The following is a 17,829-nucleotide window of genomic DNA, read 5'->3' as shown; positions in this document are numbered from 1 at the left end:
GCAGTAAAAAGCCGGTCCGCATCAATCGAATATCGGAATACTCCGAAATGCTCGAATCGATGCGAACCGGCTTGGAAAGCCGAAACGACGTTCAGCGGATCATTGCGATTACAGCACGCCCTGGGCGACCATGGCGTTGGCGACCTTGACGAAGCCGGCGGCGTTGGCGCCGAGCATCAGATCGCCCTCGTGGCCGTATTCCTTGGCTGCTGCCAGGGAGTTGGCGACGATGGTCTCCATGATGGACTTGAGCTTGTTGTCCACCTCTTCGAAGGTCCAGCTCAGGCGGTAGCTGTTCTGGCTCATCTCCAGGCCGGACACGGCCACGCCACCTGCGTTGGCGGCCTTCGCCGGGCCGTACAGCAGGCCGTTCTCCTGATACACGGCGATGGCTTCCGGAGTGGACGGCATGTTGGCGCCTTCGCATACGACCTTGCAGCCGTTGGCGGCCAGGGCCTTGGCGGATTCGCCGTCGATCTCGTTCTGCGTGGCGCACGGCAGCGCGATGTCGCACGGCACGGTCCACACGCCCTTGCAGCCCTCGTGATACTCAGCACCCGGAACGCGCTCGGCGTATTCCTTGATGCGGCCACGGTGGCCCAGCTTGATGTCCTTGACGATATCGAGCTTGATGCCGTCCGGATCGTAGACGTAACCGTTGGAATCGGAGGCGGTGACGACCTTCGCGCCGAGGGCCTGGGCCTTCTCGGTGGCGAAGATGGCCACGTTGCCGGAGCCGGAAATGACCACGGTCTTGCCTTCGAAGGAATCGTTCTTCAGGACGCGCAGAGCCTCCTGGGTGTAGTAGCACAGGCCGTAGCCGGTAGCTTCGGTGCGGGCCAGGGAGCCGCCGAATTCAAGACCCTTGCCGGTCAGCACGCCGGAATACTCGTCGCGGATGCGCTTGTACTGACCGAACAGGTAGCCGATCTCACGGGCGCCGACGTTGATGTCGCCTGCGGGAACGTCGGTGAACTGTCCGATGTGACGGCACAGCTCGGTCATGAAGGCTTGGCAGAAGCGCATGACCTCGGCGTCGGACTTGCCCTTCGGGTCGAAGTCGGAGCCGCCCTTGCCGCCGCCCATCGGCAGCGTGGTCAGGGAGTTCTTGAGGATCTGCTCGAAACCGAGGAACTTGATGACGCCCTCGTTCACGGTCGGGTGGAAGCGCAGGCCGCCCTTGTACGGTCCGATCGCGGAGTTGAACTGGATGCGATAGCCGCGGTTCACCTGGACCTTGCCCTCGTCATCGGTCCAAGCGACACGGAACTTCACCACGCGCTCCGGCTCGACGAGGCGCTCGAGCACGCCCGCCTTCTCATACTCCGGGTGCTTCTCGACTACGGGCTGAAGGCTTTCGAAGACCTCGCGAACGGCCTGCAGGAATTCCGGCTGATCGCCATCGCGCTTTTCGACCTGCGCATACACGCGCTTGACGTACTCATCAGTGAGCATATTTTTCCCCTTCGGGATAGTTGGGTTATCAATACGGCGATTTCATTCTATGTGCATGGTAGAGGGACACACAAGATATTGCTCAGGATTTGGCTGGAGCGTGCGGATATAGAATGGATTCGGGCATGCAAGAGAGACACGTCCAAAGAGAGATTTGTCCATTGACGCGATTCACGGAATCGCGAATGCAGAACAGGAGCAAAAATGTTCGAAGGATTCAAGAAATTCATCGCACGCGGCAATATGATCGACATGGCCGTCGGTGTCGTCATGGGCGGTGCCGTCACCACCGTGGTCAACGCGATCGTCAACAGCGTCATCAATCCGTTCATCGCCATGATCTTCGGCAAGCCGAACATGGATGGTCTGCTGGCGATCACATTCAACGGCGCGACCGTTTCGTTCGGCGCAGTGCTGGGCGCTATTCTGAATTTCCTCATCATCGCCGTCGCCGTCTATTTCTGCATTCTGGTGCCGATCAACAAATTCCGCGACATGACCGAGGCGCTGCTTGCCAAGACCAAGCTTGCCGAGCAGAAGAAGGCCGATGAGGAGGCCGCTTCGGCGGAGCCCACTGCCGAGGAACAGACCGTTCTGTTGCTGCAGCAGATCAGGGACGAGCTTGCCAAGCAGAACGCTCAGAACGCCTAGAAAATCGGAAAGTCCGAACGGGCGCGCGCGACTGAGCGGGCGCCTCTCCCCTGCCGGCTCGGCTGATTGCGCTGATTGCACCGATTCCGCCGGCTCTTGCCGACAGGTATGAAAAAAGGCTTCCGAATCATCGGAAGCCTTTGTCTGTGGAGCTAAGGGGATTCGAACCCCTGACCCTCTCCATGCCATGGAGATGCGCTACCAGCTGCGCCATAGCCCCGTGGAGCTAGCCGGGTTCGAACCGGCGACCCTCTGCTTGCAAAGCAGATGCGCTACCAGCTGCGCTATAGCCCCATAGGTGAAAAAAGCGGCTTCGCCGCTTCCTTACCATCTACGTGGGCCCGGGAGGACTTGAACCTCCGACCTCATCCTTATCAGGGATGCGCTCTAACCACCTGAGCTACGGGCCCAACTTGCTGCGTCTTGAACACAACGAATTGAAATAATACTTGAATTACATGGAAAGTCAAATGTCGCTCGTTTTTCGGCGTGTCGTGACATAATGCGAGGCATGACGAACGGACAACGCGGCAGCGGCGGAATAACGAGCGGACGCAACGGCAGGGGAGCTGGCTATCGCGGAAACAGCCGCAATCGCGTGATCTCTACAACGACCACGGACATCGCCGGAATGCGTGTGACCATCGTAAGAAAGCCCATCAAAAACATGTATCTACGTATCAAGCCGCCGAACGCGGATATCGTCGTTTCCGCGCCGCAGCGGATGGCGGCGGGCGCCGTCGAGCGATTCGTGGCGGAACGCAAGCCGTGGATCGAGCGGGCGAGACGCACCATGCTACAGGCCAGGGATGCGCAGATCGCGGCGCAGAACGCGTCGGAAGGCGGCTTCCGGCGCATGAACGATTCCATTGGCACCGGAATGGCAGGAACGGGCGATTCGGGCTCCCACGGCCCGTCCGACGATCCGCACGCGTATTCGCATACATTCGTCTGGACGGATGAGAACAAGGCGCGGGCGAGACGCAGCATCGAATCGCAATTGCCGGCCCTGCTTGAAAAATGGCAGCCGATCATTGGCCGCGGTCCGACGCATATCACGCTGCGCGTCATGACGTCGCGCTGGGGATCGTGCACGCCGCGGACCGGACGGATCAGACTCAACCTGCAGCTTGGTTTAATGGCCCCCAGATTCCTTGAATACGTGCTCGTGCATGAGATGACCCACCTGTGGGAGAACGGGCACGGAGAGGGCTTCCAGAGGCGTATGAGCGCCTATCTGCCGCAATGGAGGCAGTTGCGTCGGGAGATCAATCGGCACGTGGTGCTGTAGGGGAGGTTTCTCCGGACTCGTTGGCCTCATCGGATTGGCCGGCATCGCCGGACTGGTGCCTACGCACCTCCACCGTCTCGATGCGGCGGCCATCCACTTTGGTGACAATCATGTCGTAGCCGTCATCGGACGGCAGCACGTCGCCGACCTCGCCCATCTTGCCGGTGTGCGCCAAAAAATAGCCGGCGACGGTCTCATACGGGCCGTCCTCCAATTCGATGCCCGTCAAATCCGCGAAATCCTCAATCGTCATGCCGCCTTCGATGGTGGCCACACCGTTCACGAAAGCGGTGCGTTCGGTGCGTTCGCCGCCCTTCTCCTCCGGCAGGTCGTATTCGTCGCGGATATCGCCGACCAATTCCTCGGTCATATCCTCCAATGTGACGATACCGTCAGTGCCGCCGTATTCGTCGATGACCACAGCCAGATGGATGCCGCGCTTGCGCAGCAGTTCGAGGCTCGGCAGCAGCTTGGACGTGCCCGGCAGGGAGATGCCCTCACGTGTCACGTCGGCGACGGTTTTCGCCTTCGGATCGCGGATGTCGAGCAGGTCGCGCACATGCACGAAACCAAGCACGTCATCGAAATCCTTGCCGGTGACGGGGTAGCGGGAATACGGCATTTCGCGTACGTACTCGGCGGCCTCCGCGAGCGGCATGGAGCCGTCCAGGAACGCGACGTCGGCACGCGGACGCATGACCTCCGCCACGATGGTCTCGGACGCGTCGAACACATCGTCGAGGATGGTGCGTTCGTCCTTGCTCAGGTTGGTGTTGGTGCTGACCAACACGCGCAGCTCATCGTCGGACACCTCGCTGTCGGTCTCGTTCGGATCGAAGCCGAGCAGACGCACGATGCCGTTGGTGTTCTTGCCAATCAGCCAGATGATCGGCTTGCAGACCTTGGCGAACACGTGGATGGCCGGCACCACGGCGCGCGCAATCTGCTCATTGCGCTGCATGGCGATGCGCTTCGGCACAAGTTCGGAAATGACGATCGAGCAATACGAGATGATCAGTGTCAGCGCGATGGTGGTCAGCGGGGCGGCCACGGAACGCGGTACCCCCCAACTTTCGACGACCGGCACGACGTACGGTGCGATCGACGATTCGCCGAATGATGCAGACAGGAAGCCGGACAGCGTCACTCCGATTTGCACGGTGGACAGGAAGGTGTTCGGGTCGCGGGCGATCTGCGCCACGCGTTTGCCGCGGGCATCCTCCTGCTCCATCTGGTCGATCTGCGATCCGCGCAGGCTGACCAGCGCCAGCTCGGTTCCGGCGAACACGGAGCCGAGCAGCAGGAATACGAAAATCAGGAGGATGTTCAAACCAAGTGACATGGTTCCAATCTAAAGCAACGGCATGTCAAAGCGGGGGAGCGGCTGCGGGGGAAGACCGACGCGGAGCTGCTTTCGCGGAACTACTTCATATGCTTGGCGACGGCATTGCTGACGCAGACGCGCAGCACAATCGCAAGAAAGACGACCATGCCGGCCATCACCGCAATGTCGGTCCACCACTGATCCGTGGTGTGCGCCCACAAATCATCCTTCTTCAAAGTGGGAACCAGCTTGTTGAGGTCGATGTCCGAAGCCGCCGCGGCGAAGCCCCAACGTCCCGGAAACACACGGCTGACCTCATCCAGGCCATCACGGCCCGTGACCGGAATCATGCCACCGCTGAACACCAGCTGCGCCATGACCAACACCACCAAAAGCGGCATGGTCTGCTCGCTGGAACGTACCAAGGCGGAACCGACCGCGCCCAGCATGCCGGAAGCCCATGCAGTAAGCCACACGATGACGATCAACTCTAGTATGCCGTTGTCGGTGAGCACGCCCTCGTCCGGTTTCGGTTTGCCGATGATCACGGCGGTGACGAGGATGCAGGACTGCAACAGGGTCTCCAGTCCGAGTACCAGCAATTTCGACAAGGTGTACGACGTCGGCGACAGACCGACGGCGCGCTCGCGATTGTAAATCGGCCGTTCCGCGACGATATCGCGCACGGATAGCGCCGAACCCATGAAGCAGACGCCGAGGATCACCAGCACCAGCAGCTGGCTTGGCTCGGTCATCGCATCGGTGCCGGGCTTTCCGAAGCCCTTCGAACCAGGTACGACCATCGAAAGTAGACCGAGCAGAATCGGCAGCAGAATCAGGAAAACCAATAATCCCGGGTCGGCGATCACCAGATGAAGCTGACGCGTCATCAACGTCAGCGTCTGCCGTATGCGGAAGGTCTTCGCAGGCTTCTCATGTCCGGTGTGGTGCGCGCCCACGCTTTTGGCGTGTTCGGTGAGCTCCTTCGGCTTGGTGATGGAATGGGATTCGCGCGGATTCTCCGTCACCTCGGTGAAGATGTTCGCCCAGCGTTTGCCGGGGAATGCCTGCTCAAGCTCGCTGGTGGTGCCGAAGAACGACGGGTATCCGCCGGGGGCGAGCATGAGCACGTTGTCGCACAGGTCGTTGACGTATGAGAGCGAATGGGTGACGACGAGAACGATTCGGCCCGCGTCGGCGAGCTTGCGCAGCATGTTCATCACGGTCAGGTCGAGGGCCGGGTCGAGGCCGGACGTGGGCTCGTCGAGGATGAGCAACTCCGGGCCTGTCAGCAGTTCGATGGCGGTGGAGACGCGTTTGCGCTGGCCGCCCGACAAGTGGTCGATGCGATTCTTGCGACGTTCCGTCAGCTCCAGTTCCTCCAGCACGTTGTCGATGATTTCGCGGCGTTCCGCTTTCGAGGAATTCGGCAGACGCAGCCGTGCCGCGTATTCGAGCGCCGCGTCGACGGTGAGCTTGCGATGCACGACGTCGTCCTGCGGCACGAAGCCGATGCGGGATCGCAGCAATTCGATATTGTCGTGCACGTCGTAGCCATCGAAGAACACGTGACCTTCGGTCGGCTCGTTGAGGCCTGCCACAATGGAGGTGAAGGTCGATTTGCCTGCGCCGGAAGGACCGATGACCGCGGTCAGGGTGCCTTTGGCGAATACTGCGTCGATGCCGTGCAGCAGTTTGGCTCCGCCTTTGACGGTCAGTCCGATGTCTTCCGCGATGACGGCCTGTTCCAGAGCGTAGGGGGAGCGGTCCTGCAGAATGCCGTCGTGCACGATGAGATCGGTGTTTCCGATGGAGACCACGTCGTCTTCCACAAGCCAGACCTTCGCCACGCGGCGGCCGTTGACGTAGGTTCCGTTGACGGATCCGAGATCGGTGAGCAGGATGCCGTTCGGCGTGGCCTCCACCTGGCAGTGGCGTCGGGATGCGAGGACGTCGTTGATGGTGATTACGCAGTTCGGCGAGCGGCCGATGATGCCCGACTGCGTGGCTGAGGGGTCGAAGAATCCTTTGACTTTGCCTTTGGGCGGGGCGGATGCTCGGCGCTTGCCGTCCGGGATTTTGCCGGCCAGCATGGTCTGTTCGTTGTTCCGTGCGGCGAGCGTCGTGCTGTCTGGCGTCGGCGTGCGATTGATGGTTGGCGCCGGTGCTGGGGGTTGTGTGGGTGCGGGCGATGGGGCCGGCGTGGGCGATGGGGCCGGCGAAGGTGAGGGCGTGACTGTTGGCGTCGGTGCCGGGCGCGGTGGCAATGATACCGGCGCGGGCGTGGCTTTCATCGTCTCCGATGTGTGGGGCGCCGATGTGTGCGATGCCGGTGGCGTGGGAGGCGTAGGGGGAAGGATTCCCCGGTTCTGCTCCGGCTGCAGCTCGAAATGAAGCGTGGTGCTGCTGCTGAGGGTCACATCCACGGAGGATGTAATGTTCAGCGTCGTCACGCGTATGCCCTGGCTGATCAGTCCGTTGGTGCTGTTCAGATCCTCCAGCATCCATCCCTGATGGGAGTAGCTGAGCCGTGCGTGGTGGTGGGAGACCTTCGGATCCCGCAGCACCACATCGCAGTCGACGCTGCGTCCGATCGAGGTGATGCGGTTGGGATCTATCTGGTAGTTACGGCCTTCCGCTGTGACGATAAGTCGGGCGGTCATATGAGAACCCCTTCTAGAGTGGCTTCTTCTTCTCTGAATGCACCCTAGTCTATTGTCGGCGGGTGACGTGCGGATCTGTCGTTCGTCGCAGCCTGCCGACCGTCAGAAGCTCAGAACCTCGACCTTGCCGGAATCAAGCTGGTAACGCGCGCCGGTGATCATCAGCCGGTCTTCGGCCAACGCCTTGCGGATCACGTCGGAACGATCCACCAGCTCTTCGATGGTGCGCGCGATATGCACGCGTTCGAAATCCTCCGCCGATTCGAGCTCCGATTCATGCGCCTGCCAAATCGACAAGCCGACGGTGCGCAGCATCAATGATTCCGCGTTGAGAATGCGCTCGTCGAGATCGGCGATGCTGTCGGCCGCCATCAGTGAATCCTCCGCGTCGGCCGTCAGCTCGTGAAGCAGCGCCTCGTATTCCTTGCTCGCCTGCTTGATCGCACCGCAATTCTGGTGCCCAAGCACCACCAGAAGTCGCACGCCAAGCACATCCACCGCGTATTCCAAACTGGCGATCACGGCGTCGTCGATGACCTGTCCGGCCGTGCGCACGGTGAACAGGTCGCCGATGCCCGAATCGAAGATGATGTCGGGGCTGACGCGCGCGTCGGAGCAGCTCAGCACGGCCGCATCCGGATCGTGCATGTCGATGGCCGCTTCCCGGGCTTCCACGCCACGGTTCGGATGTTCCGGCTTGCCTTCCGCGAATCTGCGATTGCCGGCCAGCATACGGCTCCATACGCCGCTTGCGGTGCCCTCGACCTCGTCCTGGTTCACAAACAGTTCGTCATCGTCTGTCATGTCGCTCCCTTGTTCGGCTATTCACATCATATGGATGGGGCTGCCTACGATTTCGCCTGCAGAGTCATTCGCGGATCGTACCGGTTGTTATTTCAGTCGCCATTCCACCCATCATTTCGCACGGATGGCCGACACGAGATTGTCTTTCAGCCAGTTGTCGATGGTAAATGCGGAGTTGTCCGAGCTGGAACCGTCGTCGTTGATGGTGCTGCGGGATGTGGCGAAATCCAGCGTGCCTCCGGACTGCAGGTCGGTCAGCTCCGTGCATTCCGCGTCGGATTTCAGGTCCGATTCTCCAGAGGCTCTGCCCATGGCGGAAATAACCGGATAACGATGGGCCCACACCTCCGCATGGCTGTCGCCCAGCGTCACATATCCCACGACGGAAAAAGAAACGTCTCCGACGTCCCGCGGCTGGGATCCTTCCTCTACTCTGATGGAGCACACCGGATTGTCGGTATCCGGATAGGATTTCGACAGGATGGTCACATCGTCGCCATCCACCTGCACGGTGACGCGGTCCCGCCAGTATGCAGGCAGGTCGAATTCATACGATTGCGCGCTCACGTGGTATTTCGCGGTGTCCCTCAACGTCGGACGCTCGTTTTTCTTCGATTCGGTATTCTGCTTTTCCGTGGATTCGTCGTTCTGCTTTTTCTTGGACGCGTCCGATTTGTCGGCATCCGTTTTCGCCGTTTTCTTCGATGCCTTGTCATCGGCCGTTTGTGCCGCCGCTGGCTTGTCATTGCGCCCCCATGCGCCTGCTGCGAAGCTGATGACCACTCCTGCTCCGGTGGCGCCGACCAGCACGGCCGCCACGATGGCCGCTATCGCCTTCTTCGACATTGCTGCGCCAGCCGCCTTTCCTGTTGCCGACGCGGGCAGCGGGGGAGGCGTGGTCGGCATCGGCGGCTGGGCGTTTGGCATGGGCGGAACGTCAGGGGACGCGGGATTGGGCGTGGATGGGTTGGAAGGCTGGCTGACAGGCTGGATAGAAGGTTGATTCGCAGACGATGCGGGGGAAGCGCCGGAAGGTAATGGCACCATCGGTTTTCCGCATGAGAAGCAGAAACGCGTCCCATCGGCGTTTTCGGTATGGCAGAACGCGCATTTCATCGTCGTGAACCCCTTTCTATTGGTCTTGCGTTGCTTTCCAATGTAGCCTGTGGCAACCCCGTGCCAGGCGCCTACGATGCTCGAACATAGGTCGAAAGAAAGAAGCATAGGATCGGATAGGTGTAATTCTCCTTCTGACCGTGGGTGAGCTCTTCCTTGTCCACGCGCTTGCGCATATGATAATGGATTAGAGAATCTCCCTCATAAAATGTGAATATAAGTCAAAATCTCCCTCATAAAATGTTGTAGTAACAATAAAACTCACTCATGAAAATGTGGAATGAGAGCGTTGAATGTTTTGGAAGGAGCTAAGGGAACAGTGTACCTGCGCAGGAAGATCGACCGGTTTCTCTTGGATTGGAAAGCCGACAGCAATCGCAAGCCACTCATCGTCAAGGGATCGAGGCAGGTCGGTAAAACAGCCGCCATCAGGCATTTCGCATCCGCCAATTACCGCAGTGTCGTCGAGATCAATTTTGTGGAGAATCCTAAATACCGTGCGATTACGCAGAATGGATATTCCGTCGACGAAGTGGTGAAGAGCATGTCGCTGCTTGATCCGACACTGTGCTTCATTCCCCATGAGACGCTTATTTTCTTCGATGAGATCCAGGATCATCCGGACATCGCCACGACGTTGAAGTTCTTCAGGCAGGATGGACGGTTTGATGTCATCTGCAGTGGATCCATGCTAGGAATCAGCTATAGGACTATTGAAAGCAATAGCGTCGGGTACAAGACCGACTAAGATGCATTCGCTTGACTTCGAGGAGTTCCTGTGGGCCAAGGGATATGACAGCGATACCGTCGAATCCATGTTCGGTCATTTGGCCTCGTTGAGGCCTTTTTCTCAGATCGAGATGGGCGCATTCACCTCGTTGTTCCTTGACTACTGCACCATCGGCGGCATGCCTGAGGTTGTTTCTTCCTACATTGAACGCGGTACCTTCGAAGGCACCTTGAACATGCAGCGTCAGCTGGTTCTGGACTACGAGGAGGACATCCAGAAATACGCGGATGGCATGGATCGGGCGCGGATACTCAATGTGTTCAGGCATATTCCGGTTCAGTTGGCAAAGGAGAACAAGAAGTTCCAGATCAGCAAAGTTGCCAAAGGAGCGCGCTTTAAGGACTACCGCGGATGCGTGGAATGGCTGGAAACAGCCGGAATTGTAAACGTGTGTCATTGCCTGTCGTTCCCCGAATTGCCTTTGCGCGGCAACTACGACGAGAACAAGTTCAAGATGTACTTCGCCGACACGGGACTGTTCGTCTCCATGCTGGACGACGAGGCCAGCGACGATTTTCGCGCTAACCGGAACCTTGGCGTATACAAGGGTGCCTTGTACGAGAGCGTGGTCGGAGAGGCTTTGCGCAAGGCCGGTTACGATCTCTATTACTACAAGAGGGAAAACTCCACCTTGGAGGAGGATTTCTTCGTAAGGTCACGTGACGCACTCATTCCTGTTGAAGTAAAACCGAAGAACGGTACCGCAAAATCGTTGCGTACGCTGATTGCATCGGATTCATATCCGGACATCCGGTTCGGCATCAAACTGACAGCGGGCAACATCGGCAGCAGTAATGGCATCTTCACAGCCCCGTATTTCACTACTTTCCTGCTGCGTCGTCTGCTCAAGACGTTCGATGAGGATGGAATTGACCTTTTCGGAACTGCCTGTGTCTGAAATCTCCCGTAAAGCATTCTGCGATTTTGAAGCATAACGCGAACGGGGAGGCCGCGCCGTTCGCCGGCACGGACCTCCCCGTTCGCGTTATCGTTAATCAGCTGAAAATCAGCCCGTGTTCTGCAGACCTGCAGCAACACCCGAAACGGTGCACAGGATCAGATAGGTGTAATTCTCCTTCTGACCGTGGGTGAGCTCTTCCTTGTCCACGCGCTTGCGTAGCGAGCCAAGGGCGAGCACCTGGGTGACGGACAGTGCGTCCACATACGGCGAGCGGATGCGGATGGCCTGTCCGAGCACGTGGCGGTGCTGCAGCGGCCATTCGTCGCCGACGATCTTGAGCACCCACTTGCGGGTGAGCTCCATCTCGTCGAGAACCTTCTTGTTGAGATCCTCACGGTCGCCGAGGGCGAGGTACATCTTGGCGATGCGCTCGTCGGTCTTGGCCAGCGACATCTCGATATTGTCGATGAACGTGGAGAACAGCGGCCATTCCTCATATGCCTGACGCAGGGTGGCGAGGTCGCCGAACTTCTCGCATGCGGTGCCGAGACCATACCATGCGGCCAGGTTGATGCGGGCCTGTGCCCAGGAGAAGATCCACGGAATCGTGCGCAGATCGTCGAGCGACTTGGCGCCGAGGCCGCGCTTCGCCGGGCGGGAGCCGATCGGCAGCAGACCGATTTCGGTCAGCGGCGTGACGGTGGAGAACCACGGTGCGAAGCCGTCGGTGTTCAGCAGGTCGAGGAAGCGCTCGTGGGCGGCTTCGTCGAGCTTGCTGGCCATGTCGGCGTACTTCTTGGTCATGTCCGTGTTGCGCTTCTCAACGCTCGGCGCGGACTGCAGCAGCGTGGCGGCCGCGACGGACTCCACGTGGCGGATGGCCAGCGCCGGGTTGCCATAGCGGGCGAAGATGACCTCGCCCTGCTCCGTGAGCTTGAAGCGGCACTTGACGGAACCGACCGGCTGCGCGAGCACCGCACGGTTGGCCGGGCCGCCGCCGCGACCGACGGCGCCGCCGCGGCCATGGAACAGGGTCAGGTCGATGTTGTGCGATTCGGCCCACTTGGCGATGCGCTCCTGAGCGGAATGCAGAGCCAGGGTGGCGGAGGTCGGGCCGGCGTCCTTCGAGGAATCGGAGTAGCCGAGCATGACCTCGAGCTTGCCGCCGGTGGCCTTCAGACGAGCCTGCACTTCCGGAATCTTGATCATGTCTTCGAGCACGTCCACCGAGTTCTGCAGATCCTCGAGCTGTTCGAACAGCGGGATCACGTCGATGGTCGGCACATCCTCCGGATGGGCGAACGCCAGACGGTTCAGCTCGTACACATCCTTGATGTTCTGGGCGCTCTTGGTGAAGGAGATGATGTAGCGGCGTGCGGCCTTGATGCCGTTGCGCTTTTGGATGGCGCCGAGCGCACGGAAGGTGTCGAGCACCTCGTGGGTCATCGGCTGCAGTTCGCCGCGCTCACCGTGCAGACCATGCTCGCGGATGTCCTCCAGAGCGCGGGAATGCACGACGGAGTGCTGACGGAACTCCATCTCGACCATGTGGAAGCCGAAGGTCTCAGCCTGCCAGATGAGGTCCTGCAGCGGGCCGTAGGCTGAACGCTTGGCGTTGGCCTCGGCGAGGGAACGCTGCACCACCTTCAGATCGGCGATGAAATCGTCGCAGGAATGGTACATCAGATCGGCGTCGCGTTCGATGGTGGCCTTCAGACGATCGGCCATGACCAGCATGACGGCGCGGTGCAGCTCCTTGGTGGAGATCAGCGCGGCCTTGTCGGTCAGACGCTCGCTCATTTCCTTCTGGTGGTTCCACAGGGACTTGAGCTCGGCGCTCGGCGGGGTGGTCTCGGCCTCCATCGTCAGGTTCTTGCCGACGCGGCGGGTTTCGATCTCCAGCGCGCCCAGCACATGGTCGCTGAACTTGCGGGCCACCTGGCGGCTCACCTTGGCGGTGACGTTCGGGTTGCCGTCACGGTCGGAACCAATCCAGCTTCCCGGATGGAAGAACGCCGGGCACACCGGCGGCACGAGGCCGGCCTTGTCTCCGAGGACCCAGTCGTCGAAACGACGGTAGACCTGCGGAATGGTGTAGAACAGCGTGTTGTCGAAAATGTCAAGAATGGTGTCGGCTTCCTCGACAGGAGTCGGCTTCTTCAGCGCGATCGGAGAGGTGCGGAACAGGGCGTCGATCTCGTTGAAGAGACGACGGGAGTTTTCCTTCTTGTCCGAGCCACCGAGCAGCTTATGCGCTTCGAGCAGCTGGGAGATACGGCGAATCTTGCCTTCCACGGCCTTACGGCGGGCTTCGGTCGGATGCGCGGTGAACACCGGATGGAACTCGAGCTGGTCGAGCAGCTCCTTGGCCCTGGCCGGACCCATCTCGTTGATGAGCTGGTGGTAGGCGCAGGTCATTTCGTTCACCGGATCGACGGCCTGATCCTCATCCACGGCGGCCTCGCGCTGGTGCAGCACGGAGACGCGGTAGTTCTCCTCGCACAGGTTGGCCAGATGGAAGTAGGTGGTGAAGGCGCGAGCCAGCAGTTGGGCGTCGTGGACATCCATCTTGTCGACGATGTCGACCACCTTCTGCAGGTCGTCCTGGTCGGGATTCGTATCCGAAAGAATGCCGGAGAAACGTTCGTCACTGGCCTTCAGCGCGTGTTCGCGCACTTCATCGAACTTGGCCAGCAGGTTTTCATCGAACTCACCGAGCACCTCGCGAAGAATCTGCAGACACAGATCCATTTCCTCTTTGAGGGATACGGGAAGATCACGCTCCTCAGGGCCCTTGGTGCCGGTGCCGGACGAGACGATAGCCGCGTCCGCAGGCGTGATCTGTTCGTTTTCAGTTGTCATCAGACCTCCTTCTCCAAACCATCGGGTTGCTCGGTCTGTCGGTCCTTCGCGGCACCTCCGCGATTGTTTTGGCCGTCTGTTGCGAGCCCACAGCCCTAAGCTTGGTGGGTAAATGCTCGACCATTGTAGGCGCGGCAAATCGACAGTTTGGTTACGGAAACGCCGGAATGGTTCGCATCGTGGACATTGAATGTCCGGAAAATGGGCATGTGGGAATGTTCGGAAAATATCCGACCAGCCCACACGTTAGACCTGAATAGTGTGAGCGCACTACATGAACATGATGAGAACGCCGAACGCGTTGACAGCAGCGCGAAGGCGGTCAGCAAATTCCACACCCACTCCATTCCGCTTGATATGGAAGACATCGAGCGCGATTGGGACAAGCCGGTAACCGAAGCCGGCATCGCGGCGAAAGCCAGCGTGATCGTCCGCGTCGGCATGCTTGACCTCGGCGCCGGAACAGGCAGCTTCCGCGTCCGTGAAATGATGCATCGCATCGCCTATCCATTGGGCGTGCACGTGCGCGCCGACGTGAACCTCACTGACATCGAGGCCTCCTGCACGGACGGCAAGGACCGCATCACCGAAGTCGTCGACCTGCCGACCACCGGCGTCAACACCGAACGCATCTGGCTGCTCGAACATTTCGCGGACTGGTTCAACGTGAACCTGGGTAAGGGCTCGATGTACCACCATCAGTCCGAGGTCTCCGAAGGGCTGATGCAGCATCTTGACAAAAAGGACGCCTCACAGGTCTCCGCCGATCTGTCCAAGCAGCTGCGTGAACGGCAGAAGGCCGAACAGAACCAGGAAGGTTCCGATGACCCCGTCCTCGACGCGTTGGAAATGGTGACGGAGCGTGCCAAGGATGACGATTCCACCGCCCGTCCGCTGCATTTGCGTGATATCGAGGAAGCGCAGTATCGCGCCGATTACGCGGCTTCCGGCGAAGCAGGCGATGCTGACGATTCCAAGGCTGAATCGGGGTCCGGAGCCGCGCGCGGCCGCCGCGGGCAGGCGCGCAGAATCATCAGGGAGCATGCTGGCAAGCCGCCGAAGGAATACGCCGAGCATTTCGACCATATCGGCAAGACCCGTGGCGACCAGCCCGGCATCACCGTGCGCCAGGCGCATGAGCGGCTCGACATGATCGAACGCCGCAAGCCGCTGTACTCTCCGCTCTTCGCCGGATTCGCCTCGGCCTGCGCCTGCGCGTCCTTCGTGTTCCTGCTGGGCGGCGGCCCCTTCGACATGATCGGCGCGTTCGTCGGCGCGGGCCTTGGCCACTGGCTGCGCCGCAAACTGTTCGCGCATCATCTCAACCAGTTCTTCGTCACCTTCGTATGTGTCGCCGTGGCCGCACTGGCCTGCACCGGCACCCTGCGACTCATCGGTCTGTTCAATCCGGTCGCCCTCCAGCACGATACCGCCTACATCGGCGCCATGCTTTTCGTCATCCCCGGCTTCCCCCTCATCACCGGCGGGCTCGACATGGCGAAAATCGACTTCCCCTCAGGCATTCAGCGCGTCTGCTACGTGCTGTGCATTATCCTCATGGCCACGCTCGCAGGCTGGATGGTCGCCTCCATCGTGCACCTGAATCCGGAAGGCTTCGAGCCACTCGGACTGAACCCCGTCGTGAACTGCCTGCTGCGTATGCTGTTCGCCTTCATCGGAGTCTGGGGCTTCTCCGTCATGTTCAACTCGCCGCAACGCATGTGCCTCGTCGCCGCAACCATCGGCATGATCACCGACACGTTGCGCCTCGAAATCGTCGATGCGGGCGTTCCCGCCGAAGCCGGCGCCTTCATCGGCGCCCTGCTCGCCGGTCTTCTCGCCTCCGCCTGGCGCTCCGCCGTCCGTCGAGGCTGGCTCGCCCCGCACCTCGGCTACCCCCGCATCTGCCTTACCGTGCCATCCATCGTGATCATGGTTCCCGGCCTGTATATGTATCAGGCCATGTTCCACCTCGGCCAGTTCGACACCCTGAACGCGCTGGACTGGGCGTTCCGCGCGTTCATGGTGATCATCTGTCTGCCGATCGGGCTTGCGATGGCCCGCGTGATCACCGACAAATCCTGGCGCTACGACGTGTGATTGCGGCGAACGGCGCGACATTAGAAAGGAATTACGTGGTTTCCAAAGACTTCTGGGTGATACTGGCCATGGTCATCTACTTCGTGGCCATGCTGACCATCGGATTCATCTACTCCAAGCGTTCGAATTCGTCCACCAGGCAGTATTTCGCCGGTGGACGCGGCGTCGGCCCATGGCTGACGGCGTTAAGCGCCGAAGCGTCCGACATGAGCGGTTGGCTGCTCATGGGCCTGCCTGGCGTGGCCTACTTCACCGGTGCCGCCGACCCGATGTGGACGGCCATCGGCCTGGCCCTCGGCACCTACCTCAACTGGAAGCTCGTTGCCCGCCGCCTGCGCCGCTACTCCGTGGTCGCCGGCGACGCCATCACCATCCCCGACTTCTTCTCCAAGCGCTTCCATGACAAGAAGAACATCGTCTCCACCATCGCCGCGCTCATCATCCTCGTGTTCTTCTGCGTATACGTCGGCAGCTGCTTCGTGACGGTGGGCAAGCTGTTCTCCACGCTCTTCGGCTGGGACTACCACCTGACCATGGTGATCGGCGCCGCCATCGTGTTCGCCTACACCATCATCGGCGGCTACCTGTCGGTGGTCGTGACCGACTTCATCCAGGGGCTGCTCATGTTCTTCGCACTCGCCGTGGTGTTCGTCGGCTCCGTCACCTCTGCCGGAGGCATCGACAACACCGTGGCGTTCCTTAAGGGCATCCCCGGCTTCCTTGACGGCACCCACGTGGCCGCCCCGGTGCTCAACGACGCCGGCGAGCAGATCATCAAAGCAGGGCAGGCCATGTTCGGCGCGCCCACCGATTACGGCGTCATCACCATCATCTCCATGCTCGCGTGGGGCTTGGGCTACTTCGGCATGCCGCAGGTGCTCGTGCGCTTCCTGTCCATCCGCAGCTCCGAGGAGATCAAGAAATCCCGCGTCATCGCCACCACCTGGTGCGTGATCTCGCTGGCGTGCGGCGTGTGCATCGGCCTGGTCGGACGAGCCATGATGCCCACCCAGTTCGCCACCCAGGCGGCTGCCGAGAACATCTTCATCGTAGTCGCGCAGGCGCTGCTGCCGAGCTTCATGTGCGGCATCGTGGTGTCCGGTATCTTCGCCGCATCCATGAGCTCCTCGTCCTCATACATGATCATCGGCGCTTCGGCGGTGGCAGAGAACATCTTCCACGGGCTGCTGCACCGCAAGGCCACGGATCGGCAGGTCATGATAGTGGCGCGCATCACGCTGCTGGTCATGTTCATCTTCGGCATCGTGGTCGCCTTCGACCAGAATTCCTCGATTTTCCAGGTGGTGTCGTATGCGTGGGCGGGCCTTGGCGCATCGTTCGGCCCGCTGATGCTCACCTCGTTGTACTGGAGGCGCACCAACAAGTACGGTGCCATCGCGGGTATGCTTTCCGGCACCGCCACCGTGCTGATCTGGCACAACCTCATCAAGCCGTTGGGCGGTGTGTTCGCCATCTATGAGCTGCTGCCGGCGTTCATTGTCTCGCTGTTGTTCATTGTGGTGGTTTCGCTGCTCACGCCGGCGCCGAGCGCCGAGGTGCTGCACGAGTTCGACCATTACCTCGACGACCCGGACGACCGTCACGTCGACGATGATCTGGTCGCCGCCGAAATCGCGGCAGGGGAGAAGCGCGCGCAGATCTGAATCGCCCGCGGTGGGTGTTGCACCTCCTGCAACGCCGAAGGTCGGCCTTTGGTGCCATGTCGCTTGTTTATGGCAGATTCCGACAACAGGGAAATGTCAAGTGGCTTGTTTGTGGCACCTGATTCAGGAAACCCCGTGTATGTCCATTGGAATTCCGACGGACATACACGGGGTTTCCCGTTTTCCATGCCACAAACAAGCCACTTAG

The 17,829-nt window shown here is 60.3% G+C and carries 12 protein-coding genes and 3 tRNA genes; 6 read left to right on the top strand and 9 right to left on the bottom strand.

What is annotated here, in order from left to right:
• Window positions 1-108: 108 nt before the first annotated feature.
• Window positions 109-1,455 carry an NADP-specific glutamate dehydrogenase gene (gdhA, locus tag OU26_RS05105; RefSeq protein WP_026646661.1) on the bottom strand — a complete coding sequence of 449 codons (1,347 nt, stop codon included), beginning with the start codon at window positions 1,453-1,455 and terminating at the stop codon, window positions 109-111.
• 204 nt (window positions 1,456-1,659) lie between these two features.
• On the opposite strand from gdhA, the gene OU26_RS05100 reads away from it, so the two are divergent.
• Window positions 1,660-2,106, top strand: coding sequence for an MscL family protein (locus OU26_RS05100; protein WP_026646662.1), 447 nt, complete (start codon window positions 1,660-1,662; stop codon window positions 2,104-2,106).
• A gap of 147 nt (window positions 2,107-2,253) precedes the next feature.
• Here the strand turns inward: OU26_RS05100 and OU26_RS05095 are convergent.
• The 3 genes from OU26_RS05095 to OU26_RS05085 form a co-directional block, all read right to left on the bottom strand.
• A tRNA-Ala gene (locus OU26_RS05095) sits at window positions 2,254-2,326 on the bottom strand.
• 1 nt (window position 2,327) lies between these two features.
• A tRNA-Ala gene (locus OU26_RS05090) sits at window positions 2,328-2,400 on the bottom strand.
• 42 nt (window positions 2,401-2,442) lie between these two features.
• Window positions 2,443-2,516: transfer RNA gene (locus OU26_RS05085), tRNA-Ile, on the bottom strand.
• A 221-nt stretch (window positions 2,517-2,737) separates the two neighbouring features.
• Between OU26_RS05085 and OU26_RS05080 the strand changes: the two genes are divergently transcribed.
• Window positions 2,738-3,397 (top strand): YgjP family zinc-dependent metalloprotease, encoded by a 660-nt coding sequence (locus OU26_RS05080; RefSeq protein WP_026646663.1) that lies wholly within the window; start codon window positions 2,738-2,740, stop codon window positions 3,395-3,397.
• On the opposite strand, the gene OU26_RS05075 is transcribed toward OU26_RS05080, so the two are convergent.
• The 4 genes from OU26_RS05075 to OU26_RS05060 form a co-directional block, all read right to left on the bottom strand.
• Window positions 3,375-4,739 (bottom strand): hemolysin family protein, encoded by a 1,365-nt coding sequence (locus tag OU26_RS05075; RefSeq protein WP_033498931.1) that lies wholly within the window; start codon window positions 4,737-4,739, stop codon window positions 3,375-3,377. The genes OU26_RS05080 and OU26_RS05075 overlap by 23 nt on opposite strands.
• An 80-nt stretch (window positions 4,740-4,819) precedes the next feature.
• Complete coding sequence (locus tag OU26_RS05070) at window positions 4,820-7,384, bottom strand: FHA domain-containing protein (protein ID WP_081815639.1); 2,565 nt, start codon at window positions 7,382-7,384, stop codon at window positions 4,820-4,822.
• 102 nt (window positions 7,385-7,486) lie between these two features.
• Complete coding sequence (locus tag OU26_RS05065; RefSeq protein WP_033498930.1) at window positions 7,487-8,188, bottom strand: carbonic anhydrase; 702 nt, start codon at window positions 8,186-8,188, stop codon at window positions 7,487-7,489.
• 111 nt (window positions 8,189-8,299) lie between these two features.
• Window positions 8,300-9,115: a hypothetical protein gene (locus OU26_RS05060; RefSeq protein ID WP_152571326.1), complete on the bottom strand. Its 816-nt coding sequence runs from the start codon at window positions 9,113-9,115 to the stop codon at window positions 8,300-8,302.
• A gap of 508 nt (window positions 9,116-9,623) precedes the next feature.
• Between OU26_RS05060 and OU26_RS10480 the strand changes: the two genes are divergently transcribed.
• Together OU26_RS10480 and OU26_RS10475 are read left to right on the top strand one after the other, a co-directional pair.
• Window positions 9,624-10,052 (top strand): AAA family ATPase, encoded by a 429-nt coding sequence (locus OU26_RS10480; protein ID WP_241435489.1) that lies wholly within the window; start codon window positions 9,624-9,626, stop codon window positions 10,050-10,052.
• Between the two features lie 112 nt (window positions 10,053-10,164).
• A complete protein-coding gene (locus OU26_RS10475) occupies window positions 10,165-10,992 on the top strand; it encodes a DUF4143 domain-containing protein (protein ID WP_237743836.1) in 828 nt (275 codons plus the stop codon).
• 108 nt (window positions 10,993-11,100) lie between these two features.
• On the opposite strand, the gene OU26_RS05050 is transcribed toward OU26_RS10475, so the two are convergent.
• Window positions 11,101-13,857 (bottom strand): phosphoenolpyruvate carboxylase, encoded by a 2,757-nt coding sequence (locus OU26_RS05050; RefSeq protein WP_026646666.1) that lies wholly within the window; start codon window positions 13,855-13,857, stop codon window positions 11,101-11,103.
• 201 nt (window positions 13,858-14,058) lie between these two features.
• Between OU26_RS05050 and OU26_RS05045 the strand changes: the two genes are divergently transcribed.
• Window positions 14,059-15,957 (top strand): threonine/serine exporter family protein, encoded by a 1,899-nt coding sequence (locus tag OU26_RS05045; RefSeq protein ID WP_026646667.1) that lies wholly within the window; start codon window positions 14,059-14,061, stop codon window positions 15,955-15,957.
• 68 nt (window positions 15,958-16,025) lie between these two features.
• On the top strand, window positions 16,026-17,621 hold the full coding sequence (locus tag OU26_RS05040) for a sodium/proline symporter (protein ID WP_193345895.1): 1,596 nt from the start codon (window positions 16,026-16,028) through the stop codon (window positions 17,619-17,621).
• Window positions 17,622-17,829 lie beyond the last annotated feature (208 nt).

Origin of the sequence: Bifidobacterium ruminantium DSM 6489, from assembly GCF_000770925.1 — a bacterium.
Taxonomy (GTDB): domain Bacteria; phylum Actinomycetota; class Actinomycetes; order Actinomycetales; family Bifidobacteriaceae; genus Bifidobacterium; species Bifidobacterium ruminantium.
The sequence above is the reverse complement of the archived record's forward strand: the minus strand, read 5'-3'. Positions and strand labels throughout refer to the sequence as shown.

Coding starts and splice junctions, on each gene's coding strand:
- OU26_RS05070 (WP_081815639.1), bottom strand. CDS start 7,384: ATGACCGCCCGACTTATCGTCACAGCGGAAGGCCGTAACTACCAGATA.
- OU26_RS05050 (WP_026646666.1), bottom strand. CDS start 13,857: ATGACAACTGAAAACGAACAGATCACGCCTGCGGACGCGGCTATCGTC.
- OU26_RS05100 (WP_026646662.1), top strand. CDS start 1,660: ATGTTCGAAGGATTCAAGAAATTCATCGCACGCGGCAATATGATCGAC.
- OU26_RS05080 (WP_026646663.1), top strand. CDS start 2,738: ATGCGTGTGACCATCGTAAGAAAGCCCATCAAAAACATGTATCTACGT.
- OU26_RS05045 (WP_026646667.1), top strand. CDS start 14,059: ATGGGCATGTGGGAATGTTCGGAAAATATCCGACCAGCCCACACGTTA.
- OU26_RS10475 (WP_237743836.1), top strand. CDS start 10,165: ATGGGCGCATTCACCTCGTTGTTCCTTGACTACTGCACCATCGGCGGC.
- OU26_RS05075 (WP_033498931.1), bottom strand. CDS start 4,739: ATGTCACTTGGTTTGAACATCCTCCTGATTTTCGTATTCCTGCTGCTC.
- OU26_RS05060 (WP_152571326.1), bottom strand. CDS start 9,115: ATGCCAAACGCCCAGCCGCCGATGCCGACCACGCCTCCCCCGCTGCCC.
- gdhA (WP_026646661.1), bottom strand. CDS start 1,455: ATGCTCACTGATGAGTACGTCAAGCGCGTGTATGCGCAGGTCGAAAAG.
- OU26_RS05065 (WP_033498930.1), bottom strand. CDS start 8,188: ATGACAGACGATGACGAACTGTTTGTGAACCAGGACGAGGTCGAGGGC.
- OU26_RS05040 (WP_193345895.1), top strand. CDS start 16,026: ATGGTCATCTACTTCGTGGCCATGCTGACCATCGGATTCATCTACTCC.